The sequence below is a fragment of the Christensenella timonensis genome, from assembly GCF_900087015.1.
In the GTDB taxonomy this organism is placed as follows: Bacteria; Bacillota; Clostridia; order Christensenellales; family Christensenellaceae; genus Christensenella; species Christensenella timonensis.
Window position 1 is genome coordinate 1738383 of the sequence record NZ_FLKP01000002.1, and the last position, 12797, is coordinate 1751179.

The following is a 12797-nucleotide window of genomic DNA, read 5'->3' on the forward strand; positions in this document are numbered from 1 at the left end:
ATTAAGACGTAACATCCGCTTGAAAAGTTCCTCGTTTTTTGAAATTAATCTTACGGTTTTACCGCCCTCACCACGGCCGGCGTCCGCACACGAAATGCGAGCGCCAATACGAGGAATCATACGTCCGTTTGATGACCTTGCCATTGGCGGAAGACGCGTCTATCATTATCCCGTCGCCAATCACGATCCCCACGTGTCCTACGCGGTTCCCGGCATTATTGGTATAAAAAATCAAATCTCCCCGTTGCAGGTTGTCAAAGGAGATTTTCTCCCATGCGCTGTTCTGCGAAAATCCCGCGGCGTTGTAACGGCCTGTGCTCGACCCCGCCTGGCGTAGGCAATAAGTGACCAGTCCTGAGCAATCGAAAGTGTTAGGCCCTTCCGCGCCCCATACATATTTACAGCCAAGCTTTTCTTCCGCGGCACTGATAAAGGAATCGATGTTCCCCTTACGCTGTACTGCCTGTTTCATCTCCTCCGTCGGCTCCGCGTCCGGGGAATAGATCAGGTTTAACGTCATCTCGCCTGTTTTACCGTCGACGCCTAAGTCGTTCCTCGACTGGAAAGCCTTGACCGCATCGATCGTGTCCGTGCCATAATATCCTGAGACCGTCCCCAGATATCCGAGCTCCTGCAGGCGGCGCTGCAAGCTCTGTACATCCTCGCCTTCCGTGCCCTGCAGCAGCGTATACGGCTTTGCATCTTCCGCATAGATCTGCGCAAGCGTCAGCGGGCCGGCCACGCCGTCCTGTTCCAATCCATGCTGTCTCTGGAAATACTGCACTGCCAGGTTAGTCGCCGGCCCATAATAATTTGTCGTTTCGTCGATCTGCAGGAAACCGAGATCCATCAGCCTTTGCTGCAGCTTTGCAACCTCTTCGTTTTCCATGCCCTCTTTCAAGGTCGGATCCGGCGTAGGGGCAGGAGTCGGCTCCGGTATCGGCTGCAGCGTAGGGACAGCGGCAACGGCAGCGGATTCCTGTACCGCAGGTGCCTGCTGGTCGTTCGAGCCCATCGCCATCGTGGGCAAGCCTCCATTTACAGACAATACAACGGCCACCACCGCGACTGCTGCAACGGCCGTTCCCGCATACAATATGATTTTATTCTTTTTGGACATTTTCGTAAGGTTCGACCAAAAATCCCGGAAAAAATTTTTTACACGGCCGGGCCGGCTGTTATACCTTCTTTTTTTGAAATACTTGTTTTTCATACAAACTCCCACCAAAAAAGGCTATTTCATTACAAGAATATAACAAAACTGTGTCTTTTGTCATTATACACGAAAATTATTTGTTTGTGTACTCAAAAATAAAAGAAAACCGCATCCCCAACACAAAGGGATGCGGCCATTGATCCTTTTACTATTTTGCAAACTCGATTTCCCTGATGCCCTGCGGATCGATGCGGTTCAATAGCGACATTTCATCGACGGTAGGCGCGGGTGTGATCCCCACCGCATTTTGGGAAAGCGGGAAAGCTGTATTGTCCTGTACCTGCTCGAAGGTAGCGGTCGGGTGCACCGTATCGAGTTCCAGCTTACCCTGCCGGAAACGGAACACGCACAGCGGCGTTACGATCTTATCGATATTGCCGCGCGTCGTTATAAAGTCAACATTTTTTACGAAAGTCCGCGCATCGTGCTTGGTACGCCAGATGATCGCCCTCTTTGCCGTCGGGATCAGCACAGCGCTTCCCGCCCCGCCCGGCATACGGACTTTGGGCCGTTTGTAATCGCCGATCACCGAAGCGTTCATATTCCCCTGCTCATCAAACTGTATCCCGCTCAAAAAAGCAACGTCCAGCCCTCCGCGCATGGAAAGGTCAAAGATATCCTGCAGCGGGAACATTGCCTGCGCGTCCTCGCACAACTCCCCGCCCGCGCTTGTATAATCCTTAATTTTGATCACTTCCGGGTCTACGCCGCCCGGAATATTCAAATATACCGCATCGGGCGCATGCATGCTTTTTGCCAGCAGCAAGGCCAGCATCGGCATATGCGATGAAACGCCGTGAAAAACGGTCTCACGGTTTTGTATCAGCCGTGCCATCGTACATATCATAATGTCCGCAGCCGTGTAATCCCGGGCCGGTTCGCTTATTTTGTCGATCATCAGTAAACCTCCCTCGATACGCGGTCTGCGTATTCATACGATTTTAGCCATTCCCCCAGCTCTTCCTGTGTCTTCAGCGCCTTGAACCTTTCGATGTCCCGCCTATTGATATCATAAAGCGGATAACACGAACAAGGAGCCGCACCCTGCTCTGTGGAAGCCACGGCGCTGACAAGGAAATGCGGAAGCAATACCCGCTCATTTTCACGCCTGATCCGCGAAGTCGGTACGATCTTTTCAGCTGTAACGATCACTTTGCGCGACGCCTTTGCCATCAATATATCCTCGAACAGGGGCGGCGTGACCACAGCGTTTCCCAACTCGTCCGCTTCTTCCACATGTAAAATACAAACATCCGGTACGATCGCCCGTACCACCGTCACTTCCTGTCCTGAAAAAGGATCTGTGATTTTCGTAAAATAATCGTTCTGGGTGATCAGGTCGCTTACCATAAGCCCTTTCACCGGCATAAACGGAATACCTGCCTGCGCGGCGCGCAATGCCGATATGACCGTATAGCACGCGTGCTCATGTGCCTGCACATCGCCGTTTTGAACCGCATAGCGGTAATGGTTTGCCAGCGAATATTTGGATTCATAACTGATAAAGCCTGCATCTACGCTTGCGACACATCCCGCAAAACACAACAGGTCGACATCCATCGCCCCCGCGGTCTTTACAAGCTTCAGTCCCTTTTTCTCCTGGCGCGCGATCTCCCGCACAAGCGCCATAGGCGCGCGGTGCAGGACATTCCCGCCTATCGCAAGTACGCTGCCATCTTCGATCAGGGCAACAGCGTCCTGTAGTTTCATTACTTTTCCCACAATGTCCCTCGCTTATTTCGCAGCATTGCATGCGATCTGTATCGCATCCCAAACGCCCGCATACGGCGGCGAATAAATCAAATCCATCATGCCAAGCTGCTTAGTCGTCATACCTGCATTGATCGCCACTACGAATACGTCTGTCCGCAGCGCAGCGCCGTCTTTGCCGGCAAGCTGCGCCCCTAAAATGCGCATACTGGGTTTTTCATAGATCACCTTGATCGTCAGGGGCTCCATCCCCGGGAAATACGCGGGATGGTTCCTGCCCTCGATCGTCACGCTGCCGACCGTATAACCCATATCGATCGCCTCGCGTTCCCCAAGCCCCGTGCGGCCAAGCTGCATATCGCATACCTTAAGCGCCGCCGAGCTCGTCATGCCCACGAATACATCGTGCCCGCCGCAAATATTCGTACCCGCGATCCGTCCGCATTTATTGGCGGCCGTTCCCAGCGGTAAATACACATTCTTTTGTTTCACGAGGTCGTAAACCATCGCACAGTCGCCTGCCGAAAAAATATCCGGATTCGAGGTGCGCATCTCACGGTCTACGATCACCGCGCCATTTTTCTCCAACGCTACATCCGTCCCCGCGAGAAGCTGCGTATTGGGGCGCACGCCGGCCGAAACCACCACTAAGTCCGCAACATAACTGCGCTGATCGGTGATCACTTCATTGACGCTTTCCGTCCCCCCAAATCCCATCACCTTTTCACCGGTGTGGACTTCGATCCCTTTATCCTGCAATTCCTGCATCGCGATCGCAGTGATCTCATCATCGAACGGCGCGAGGATTTTGTCGGCCGCCTCAATACATACCACATTTTTCCCCAAGGCATGCATCGCTTCAGCAACCTCGACCCCAATATAGCCGCCGCCCACGACCACGACATTTTGGATCCCGTACCCGGCCATCACTTCCTTGAGCCGCAGCCCGTCTTCCATCGTCTTGAGGACGTATATCCCTTTTTTCTCAATACCGGGGATCGGCGGCTTGATCGCGGATGCTCCCGTACCGATCATCAGTTTGTCATAAATATCCTTGAACGTTTCGCCCGTCTTTAAGTTTTTGACCGTCACCACTTTATTCTGTGCATCCACAGCAATGATTTCATGATGTAAAAAGGTACTGATCCCCATTTCCTCAAAAGCCGCCCGCGTACGTGCGATCATTTTGGTATGGTCGTCGTTGTACCCGGCGACATAATAAGAAAGGCCGCATGCCCCATACGAAAGATAACCGCCCTTTTCATACACGGTTACCTGCGCGTCCTTTTGTATTCGTATTATTTTAGAAGCGGCGGACATCCCTGCCGCCACTCCCCCTGCCACAATAACTTTCAAATCCTTGTTCCTCCGGCTGCCAAAACAGCGTTTACCGTAATTTGGCCAGTATTTCGTTCGTTACCTGATCCACCAGGTTGTCGATTTCCGAGCGTGCTGGCTGCGGAGCGGGCTGCCGGCTTGCATTTCCGCCATATACCGTCTTGCTCTTGTCCCCGCCGCACTGGCAGCCGCCAATCGGCCCGGACGCCGGAATGACGTCTTTGTCGTTTGTCGTGTTCACTGCGCAGGCCGGAATACCGCCGCCATGGATCCCAAGTTTGGCGCGTGTTTCCAAAAGCGGAGCGATCTGCTCACAGCTCAACGGGTTTGCTTTTCCGATGATATTTCCCGTATACATCATAATCGTGGCATAATACTCAACGGATTCCAGCCTGTAAAATGCCTGCATCAGGCTTGTGCCCCATGTCAGGGCGCCATGGTTGGCGAGCAATACCGCATTGTAATCCCTGCAGAACGGCGCAATGGAATCCGGCACTTCATTGGTTCCCGGCGTTGCGTATTTCGCGATTGGGATACTTCCCAGCCCCATGATCGCTTCCGTCAAAATAGGCTGGTCAAGGCCGATACCGGCAATTGCAAACGATGTCGCCACCGGCGGATGCGCGTGTGTCACCGCCATGATTTCCGGATTCTCCTTATAGGCACGGATGTGCATCTTCACTTCAGACGATGGTTTATACTTGCTATCGTCGGACAACACTTCCCCGTCCAGGGTCATCTTCACGATCATATCCTGATCCATAAACCCTTTGGATACGCCCGTCGGCGTCGTCAAAATCACATCCGGAGCAATTTTACAACTGATATTTCCGTCGTTTGCCGCGACGAAACCTTTTTGGTACATTCTCCGTCCAATTTCAAGGATCTGTTCTTTTGCTTCAAAAGTCGAAGGAAAATTCGCCATGTTCTTTACCTCGTTTGCAAAAAATATTAAAAATGTGTGCCTGGTTATGTTGTTTTGCCGTCATAACATAAACGCTGTAAAAATTCTTTATTTATTACTATAATAGTACATTTATTTGACTGCACTGTCAATAAAAAATACCGTATTTTTCTGTGTTTGTGTGATATTTTTTTCTGTTTATTTGGTTTTAGTTGATTTTTCATCTAGAAAACAAAATATTTTCCGCTTTTCCCTTTACAACTGTACCAAATTTCGTATAATTATTGTATAGAATCCCTTTCCTTATGTATAACATGGATGTCATAATATAAAACAGGAGTTATGCCAATGCTTGCATTAACCAGAAAGAACCAGATCCGGGAACTGATTCTGGAGAAAAAGAACGTTACCGTATCAGAGCTTGCCAAACAGTTTTCCGTCACGGAAGAAACGATACGCCGGGACTTGAAATCCCTTGAAGAGTCCGGGGTGCTGATCCGTACATACGGCGGTGCATTTATCCAGGAGGGGGTTGTCAACGAAATCAAGATGGCCCTTCGCGAAAATATCCTGGTGCCCAACAAACAGAAGATCGCGAAAAAGTGTGCTGAATTTATCCACAACGGCGACACGATCACCCTAGATGCATCGACGACTGCTTTCCACATTTGCAACGAGATCAAGCATATGCGCCTGACGGTTTTGACGGATTCGCTGAAAATCGTGAACTACCTTGCAGAATACGATAATATCAACCTGATCGCGACCGGCGGCACGCTGCAGCACAACTACTATAGTTTTATCGGCAAAATGGCCCGCCAGACCATACGGGAATACTATGTTGATAAGGTATTCGTTTCCTGCCGTTCCCTCGATATGACGCACGGGATTACCGAAGCCGGTGAGGATATCGCCGCCATCCGCAAACTTTTGATTGAGCGTGCAAACAAAGTCTTTTTGATTGCGGATCATTCCAAATTCAACAAGGTGTCTTTCGTGAGTATTTGTGATTTTGACAAGATCGATGCCATCGTCGTGGACGAGCCTCTCTCTGAAGACTGGCACGAGTTTTTGGAAGAGCATGGGATCAATCTTTATGAATGTGAGGCATAGGTTTTATTTCTGTTATATTCCGCCTGCATGTTGTGCCGGCGGTTTTTTATTACCGCAGCAATATAATAAATACGGCATCGCCCTGCCGGCCATACCGTCTTCATCCTGCTGTGCTTCACTTTATGCTTTCGGAGGATTCAAAAACAAAATCTTATTTCTTAGCAGCAGTTTCTTTTTTCGCGAATATTTCCTTTAAAGATTCTTCAAACGGCGCATACGCAATGCCGTATTCCGTGATGATCCCCGTGATATTCTGTGCGTCCGTCACGTCGAACGCCGGATTGAACACCTTTACGCCTTCGGGAGCCATTCTCTTTTCATACCACATTTCCGTTACTTCTTCCGCCGACCGAAGTTCGATGTGGATGTCGTCGCCGCTTGCACAATTCATATCGATCGTCGAGGTCGGCGCACATACATAAAACGGGATGCCGTAATATTTCGCTGCCAGCGCAACGTAGGAAGTACCGATCTTGTTTGCCGTATCCCCATTTTTCGCTACGCGGTCGCATCCTACGAATACCGCATCCACCCAGCCTTTTTTCATGACGGACGGAGCCATATTGTCGCAGATCAGCGTTGTATCGATGCCCGACTCTTGCAGCTCGTAAGAGGTCAGGCGCGCTCCCTGCAGCAGCGGGCGTGTTTCGTCACAGAACACACGGAAGTTATATCCTTTCTCGTGCCCCAAATACATTGGCGCCGTTGCCGTGCCATATTTGGAGGTCGCAAGCTGTCCTGCATTGCAATGCGTGAGCAATCCCATCCCCGGCTTCAAAAGCGACAAGCCATATTCGCCGATCGTCTTGCACACCCATGTATCCTCTTCCTTGATTTTGACCGCTTCTTTGTGCAAAATCTCTTTGATTTCCGCAATGGATTTATCCTTATTTGCACGTACCACATCATCCATGCGCTTTAGTGCCCAGGAAAGGTTCACCGCTGTCGGGCGGGCGGAATCCAAATAATCCTTCGCCTTTACAAACTGTTTATAAAAATCATCAAAGTTATCCGCGTCGATCTCTTTGGCAGCCAGGTAAATCGCGATCCCCGCTGCAACGCCGATCGCCGGGGCTCCCCTCACCTGCAACAGGTAAATCGCATCCCAGATACTCTTCTGGTCTTTCAGGTGCAGGATTTCCGTATTGTACGGAAGCTGCGTCTGGTCAATGATAACCAGCGCGCTGTTTTCGTCATCAAGCGCAACGGTATCATACTCCATAATGCTTTGTTTCATTCGCTTGTACCTCGCAAAATTAGATTTCCACAGCGACCGACTTTAACTTATCGATGTAAGCCTTGCCTGTCTTATACTGCGTCCTGTTCATGATAAAATCCTTTGCACACAAAATCACGATGCGCTCCGCACGCGTGCGCTTCGCTTCGTCGGGAATGGTCGTCAGGTCCTTGACCTGCGCCATGCCGACCGTACGGCGGTTCATTTCAAGCCCCGCGACGCCAGCCGTGTCCGCAAGCACCGTATCCAGGAAATACTCCCTGTATCCGGGTGTCCTTGCCATTGGCTCAGTCACATTTGCGTCGAAAGCCCTGATGAACTTCTCCTTGAACAGGTCTACGATATTGGTGATCGTATCTTCGATCCACCCAAGATAATCCGCTTTTTCCTGCGCGTCGCCGATCGTCGCATCGCCATTTGCCCATGCAAAAATCATGTTCGCAATCACATTACCGATATCATATCCCATCGGCCCGTAAAAAGCAAACTCCGGATCCATCACACGCGTAGACCCCTGTTTAATAAATACGGAACCCGTGTGCAGGTCGCCATGTATCAGGGACTGTGCATTGTTCATAAAATCATATTTGAGCTTTGCCACTTCCAGTTGAAGCGCTTTATCGTCATAAAGCTCTTTCTTCACGAAATCCGCATTGGGCGGGAACACAAGGTTCCTTCCAAGGTTGTCGTCATATGGCTCTGTATAAACAAGCGGTTCGGAGATGTCCGCACAAAGCTGCGGATTGATATACCGCTTGACCATCTCTTTTTTCTCTTTGGAATCCATGACCCTGTCCGTGGTCAGCAGCAGGCTGTTGACCAAAAAAGTCGTGATATCCTCTGCAAACTGCGGAAACTGCTCGTGCTTTAACAGCGCGCTGCGCATGACCTGGTGGTCGGAAAGGTCTTCCATCGCAAAACAGTTCATCACCGGATCGTACATATAAATGTGCGGAACCAATCCCGGACAAAGCTTCCCTTCGAGGGTCAGGATTTCCACCTCGATCCTGTTACGGTCTGTGGACAATTTGAAATCGGAAGAAATCCGCGCTTCCACACCCGCCTGCTTAACGATCACAGATTTTCCCGTCGCTTCTTCCCATATTTTGAACACGTAGTTCAGGTTGCCGTCGCCGATCTCTTTTGCTTGCAATACGGCATCCCCGGAAAACATGTCGAGTTTTTCTTTTGCATATTCGATTACATCGTCCGTACCCATCAAAAAGTACTCATTGAAACCAGCCATGTCCCTTACCTCCTTCATCGCTGATATCATGCGGCGAAGCATAAAAGCTCCGCCGTATGATATTTTTTCCGTCTATCCAGATACCTAGTTTTTCTTACGGGCGTAGGTAAGCGCCAAGGCTGCAGCCAGTACGCCGCCCTTCACAATATCCATCGCATAATATGGCACGGACATCATAATAAACCCATTATCGAGCAGGCCGACCAGCGCGGCGCCTGCAAGTGTACCGAATGGATTTGCCTTTCCCGCTCCAGCGACCGAGAACCCGATATACGCCGCCGCAACGGAAGGCATCAGGTACGCGTCGCCTGCCTTGACCTGCGAACTGCCGATGTAAGCCGCCAGCATGATCCCGCCGAGGGCGGCAAAGATTGCGGAGAACATATAGGCAAGCACCCTGTACTTGCTGACAGAAATGCCGGACAGCCGCGCCGCTTCCGGATTCCCGCCAACCGCGTACATATAGCGGCCGTGCTTCGTGTAAGTCAGGAAGAAAAACGCGAATACAACGACGATCAGCATGATCGGGATCAGGAATTCCGCCTTGCCAAGCGCCTTGAACTCCGCCGGGATCAGGCCGGGCGCCTGCGTACCGTCGGGGCGCATCATACGTTCCGTAATCGCTCCTCCGCGCGTATAGGTAAGCGCCACCCCCTGGAAGATGAACATCGTCGCCAAACTGGCGATCATATCCATGATCTTGAGCTTTACGATCAACAGGCAGTTGACTGCCGCAACGGACAAACATACGACTACCGTTGCTAAAATGGACAATCCCATACTCTGTACGCCGTACCATACGAACATCGTCGTAATGAAGGCATCCGCAAAGTTGGCATTTGCGCCGATGGAAAGATCCATGCCGTTAACGGTCAGCGAGAATGTAAGGCCTACGGCAATGACTGTCGTAATCGAAATATTCCGCAGTATTGTGATCATGTTGTCGCCGGTCAAAAACATCCCCGGCATGGCAAACGTAAAGAAAATGAACAATACGGCAATAATCAACAACATTCCCCAGTTTGTTATAAAATCAAGCGGAGAACCTTTACTTTTCTTTTGTAATGCAGCCTCTTTCGGATTCATCTCAATTTCCTCCCGTGGAATAGTATAGAAGCTCTTTTTCGCCGATCTCTTCGACGTCCAGCTCGGCTACGATCTTCCCGTCGTACATAACGTATGTCCGGTCTGCGATCGCCAAAATTTCACTGAACTCACAGGAAGCGTAAATGACGCCTTTCCCATTCGCAGCAAGACGCTCGATCAGCTCAAAGATATCGCGTTTCGCCCCAACGTCTACGCCTTTTGTCGGTTCGTCGAAAATATAGATTTCAGCATCGGAATTCAACCATTTCGCAACGGCCACCTTTTGTTGGTTCCCGCCCGATAATAATGCGACGATTTGGTTTTCACTGGGTGTTTTGATCCCCAAGTCCTTGATCATCTGCCTGGCGTCTTCCTTTTCTTTGGCTTTATTGACCACGGAAAGCGCACCCGTATATTTTTTCATCGCCGCAACCGTGATATTGCTGTACACCGGGTCTTTGATCAAAACGCCTTCTTTCCTACGTTCTTCGGGCACGAGCGCCAAACCGCTCCTGACAGCCGCATGAGGGTCTTTCACAGTGATTCTTTTGCCATTCAGTTCGATGGTTCCGCTGCTGTGCTTCAAGGCTCCGAACAGTGTTTTGCACAGCTCCGTCTTACCTGCGCCAACCAGCCCCGATACCCCGACGATCTCTCCCCGGCGTACCGTCATACAAATGTCTTTGATTTTTTCTTCTTTCTCGGTAAGGTTTTCCACCTGAAGCAGCACATCCCCGATTTCAACCTTTTGTTTCGGAAAGTTTTCATCAAATTTGCGTCCAAGCATATACTCCACGATCTGGTTTACCGAAAGGTCTTCTGTCAGCGGAAGGCTGATCACGTTCTGTCCATCCTTCATGATCGTGATCTCCTCACAGATCTCATAAAGTTCGTTTAACCTGTGCGAGATAAATACGACGCCGACATTTTCGTTCTGGATCAGTTCCCGTACGACACGAAACAGCTCCTCCGTTTCCGTGTTGGAAAGCGGAGCTGTCGGCTCGTCCAATATCAAAAACCGGCAATTTTCCGCTACACAACGCGCGATCAGAACCATCTGCTTTTGCGCAAGGGACAGCTCCGAAACCACTGTATTGACATTGATATCAACATTGAAGCGTTTCAATACCTCTTTCGCCTGCCTGCGGATTTCATTCCATTTTACAAGCTGCTTTTTTCCCATTTCATTAACCATAATATTAAACATAACGTTTTCCGCTACGGATAAATAGGGGATCAAAGCAGTGTCTACCTCCTGGTATACGATCGCGATTTTCTGTTCGACCGCATCTTTCGGAGACCTGATCTCGATCGGCTGCCCATTTGCATAGATCTGGCCCGTATAGTGAGTGTTCGCACCTGCCAGAACCTTCATAAGGGTCGATTTTCCGGCGCCGTTCGCACCGACCAACGCATACGATTTGCCCGTTTCCATTGTGAAATCCACATTAGACAGCGCTTTCACGCCCGGGAATTCGATCGAAATGTCTTTCATTTCTATTTTTACGTTCTCCATCTGCATATCACCTGCCTGTCGTATGTGTAATTATCATAACGATAAATAATTTAAATTTGGTTGACTCTCCATCTAATCAAACGAATCAATAGTAGTACAAAATTGAAACAGAATTGCTTACATTAGATTATACCGGCCGCCCCGAATCAGATGGAGTGTCTCTTTTTCGGGGCAAGCCAGTATATTTCATTTAGTGATAGTGATTATAAAGAGTAAGGGCCCTTATTTCCCGTTCTGGGCACGGAGCGCGTCCATCCACGGTGTATTGAGGTCAGAGATGCTCTCAAGTGTTCCCCACCCGTCAACAACTGTGTTCAGGTTTTCCATCGTGATGTCTTTGTTGAGCTGCGATGTCTTAACGAGCTGTGCATCCAGCGTGTAGTAATCCGGCGTCTCTTCGCCAGCCAGTTTCAGGGCGATCAGCCGCATATTGGCGATACCGATCAGCTTCGGGTCAACCGCAGCGGTGGAGATCCATACATCCGGGTTTTCGAGCATCAGGTTGATGTCGTCGTTGGAGATATCGATGGTGAACATCGGGATATCCGTACGTCCGGCGTCGTTCAGTGCCTGCAGGACGCCCTTTGCGAGCTCATCATAGCAGCCCCAGATCGCGTCTACGGAGCCTTCCGGATACTTCGGCAGGATCGCGGCCGTCTTTGTTGTCATGTCGCCACGTGCATTTGCGCTGTCGGAAGGTGCGATCGTTTCCAACGTCTCGATCAGGCCTTCGCTTTCCATCTGCGTATAAACTTCGTTACGTCTGTCAAGCGGCGGTACGCCAGGGCCCATGAACGTCTTCAGAATCTTCATCGGCTTCTTGCCAACTGTTTCGATCATATCTGTCAGGGACAGCGTCGCCAGCTTCTGGTCATCCTGCGATGTGGACGTTACGCCTGCGAGCAGTTCATTGTCGGCATTACCGTCTTTGAAAGGCATCGTATCGAATGTAGAGATCACCATGCCTTTATCGGCGGCGGGTTTCAGCATGTCATAGGAATAGGACAGCTGTCCATGGGAAACGATGATACCATCGTAATCCTTCTGGATGCACTGTGCGACCGTCTGCTGCGTTTTCGCATCGTCGCCGTCCGTTACAAAGGTGTCAACCGTGAATCCAAAGGCTTCGCCTTCAGATACACAGCCAGCTAAAAACTGCTGTGTGTGGTCGCCATTTGCAAGATTGCGTACTACGGCGATTTTTTTACCGCCCTGTACGCCTTCCGGGATCGCGGCATCGCCGCCGGCAGCCGCCGACTCGGACGGAGCCTCGGCAGATTCGGACGGAGCCGCTGCCGATTCAGATGCAGCCGCGCTTTCACTTGGGCCTTCCGAAGCTGCCGGAGCAGCTGTACAGCCTGCGAATACTGCTACGAGCATTGCAACAGCGAGTACCAATACAACTAACTTTTTCATAATTTTCCTCCTTAT

General features: G+C 50.4%; 11 protein-coding genes. 1 reads left to right on the top strand and 10 read right to left on the bottom strand.

The genetic code is table 11. The features are described from left to right. Nucleotides 1-67 precede the first annotated feature (67 nt). The 5 genes from BN6471_RS09745 to BN6471_RS09765 form a co-directional block, all read right to left on the bottom strand. Nucleotides 68-1213 carry a C40 family peptidase gene (locus BN6471_RS09745; protein WP_066648349.1) on the bottom strand — a complete coding sequence of 382 codons (1146 nt, stop codon included), beginning with the start codon at nucleotides 1211-1213 and terminating at the stop codon, nucleotides 68-70. 151 nt (nucleotides 1214-1364) lie between these two features. Beyond that, complete coding sequence (locus BN6471_RS09750; protein ID WP_066648353.1) at nucleotides 1365-2114, bottom strand: CoA-transferase subunit beta; 750 nt, start codon at nucleotides 2112-2114, stop codon at nucleotides 1365-1367. Beyond that, nucleotides 2114-2938, bottom strand: a complete 825-nt coding sequence (locus tag BN6471_RS09755; RefSeq protein ID WP_066648355.1) for a CoA transferase subunit A — start codon at nucleotides 2936-2938, stop codon at nucleotides 2114-2116. The genes BN6471_RS09750 and BN6471_RS09755 overlap by 1 nt, the downstream gene beginning before the upstream one ends. A 12-nt stretch (nucleotides 2939-2950) precedes the next feature. Then, nucleotides 2951-4282, bottom strand: coding sequence for a CoA-disulfide reductase (locus BN6471_RS09760; protein ID WP_066648357.1), 1332 nt, complete (start codon nucleotides 4280-4282; stop codon nucleotides 2951-2953). Between the two features lie 31 nt (nucleotides 4283-4313). Continuing rightward, on the bottom strand, nucleotides 4314-5189 hold the full coding sequence (locus BN6471_RS09765) for a class II aldolase/adducin family protein (protein ID WP_066648359.1): 876 nt from the start codon (nucleotides 5187-5189) through the stop codon (nucleotides 4314-4316). 327 nt (nucleotides 5190-5516) lie between these two features. Between BN6471_RS09765 and BN6471_RS09770 the strand changes: the two genes are divergently transcribed. Beyond that, on the top strand, nucleotides 5517-6281 hold the full coding sequence (locus BN6471_RS09770; RefSeq protein ID WP_066648361.1) for a DeoR/GlpR family DNA-binding transcription regulator: 765 nt from the start codon (nucleotides 5517-5519) through the stop codon (nucleotides 6279-6281). A gap of 151 nt (nucleotides 6282-6432) precedes the next feature. On the opposite strand, the gene mtnA is transcribed toward BN6471_RS09770, so the two are convergent. The 5 genes from mtnA to BN6471_RS09795 form a co-directional block, all read right to left on the bottom strand. Further along, the gene (gene mtnA / locus BN6471_RS09775; protein ID WP_066648363.1) at nucleotides 6433-7518 is read right to left on the bottom strand and encodes an S-methyl-5-thioribose-1-phosphate isomerase; all 1086 of its coding nucleotides are present in this window, start codon (nucleotides 7516-7518) and stop codon (nucleotides 6433-6435) included. A gap of 19 nt (nucleotides 7519-7537) precedes the next feature. Beyond that, the gene (gene mtnK / locus BN6471_RS09780; protein WP_066648367.1) at nucleotides 7538-8764 is read right to left on the bottom strand and encodes an S-methyl-5-thioribose kinase; all 1227 of its coding nucleotides are present in this window, start codon (nucleotides 8762-8764) and stop codon (nucleotides 7538-7540) included. 84 nt (nucleotides 8765-8848) lie between these two features. Then, nucleotides 8849-9850: an ABC transporter permease gene (locus BN6471_RS09785; protein WP_066648370.1), complete on the bottom strand. Its 1002-nt coding sequence runs from the start codon at nucleotides 9848-9850 to the stop codon at nucleotides 8849-8851. 1 nt (nucleotide 9851) lies between these two features. Continuing rightward, entirely contained in the window at nucleotides 9852-11366 is a 1515-nt protein-coding gene (locus BN6471_RS09790) for a sugar ABC transporter ATP-binding protein (RefSeq protein WP_066650042.1), read from the bottom strand. A 222-nt stretch (nucleotides 11367-11588) separates the two neighbouring features. Beyond that, nucleotides 11589-12782 (bottom strand): sugar ABC transporter substrate-binding protein, encoded by a 1194-nt coding sequence (locus BN6471_RS09795; protein WP_147554013.1) that lies wholly within the window; start codon nucleotides 12780-12782, stop codon nucleotides 11589-11591. Nucleotides 12783-12797 lie beyond the last annotated feature (15 nt).

Excerpts from the sequence above, each read along its gene's own strand:
- BN6471_RS09745 (WP_066648349.1), bottom strand. The coding sequence starts at position 1,213 with ATGAAAAACAAGTATTTCAAAAAAAGAAGGTATAACAGCCGGCCCGGC.
- BN6471_RS09750 (WP_066648353.1), bottom strand. The coding sequence starts at position 2,114 with ATGATCGACAAAATAAGCGAACCGGCCCGGGATTACACGGCTGCGGAC.
- BN6471_RS09765 (WP_066648359.1), bottom strand. The coding sequence starts at position 5,189 with ATGGCGAATTTTCCTTCGACTTTTGAAGCAAAAGAACAGATCCTTGAA.
- BN6471_RS09770 (WP_066648361.1), top strand. The coding sequence starts at position 5,517 with ATGCTTGCATTAACCAGAAAGAACCAGATCCGGGAACTGATTCTGGAG.
- mtnA (WP_066648363.1), bottom strand. The coding sequence starts at position 7,518 with ATGAAACAAAGCATTATGGAGTATGATACCGTTGCGCTTGATGACGAA.
- mtnK (WP_066648367.1), bottom strand. The coding sequence starts at position 8,764 with ATGGCTGGTTTCAATGAGTACTTTTTGATGGGTACGGACGATGTAATC.
- BN6471_RS09785 (WP_066648370.1), bottom strand. The coding sequence starts at position 9,850 with ATGAATCCGAAAGAGGCTGCATTACAAAAGAAAAGTAAAGGTTCTCCG.
- BN6471_RS09790 (WP_066650042.1), bottom strand. The coding sequence starts at position 11,366 with ATGGAGAACGTAAAAATAGAAATGAAAGACATTTCGATCGAATTCCCG.
- BN6471_RS09795 (WP_147554013.1), bottom strand. The coding sequence starts at position 12,782 with ATGAAAAAGTTAGTTGTATTGGTACTCGCTGTTGCAATGCTCGTAGCA.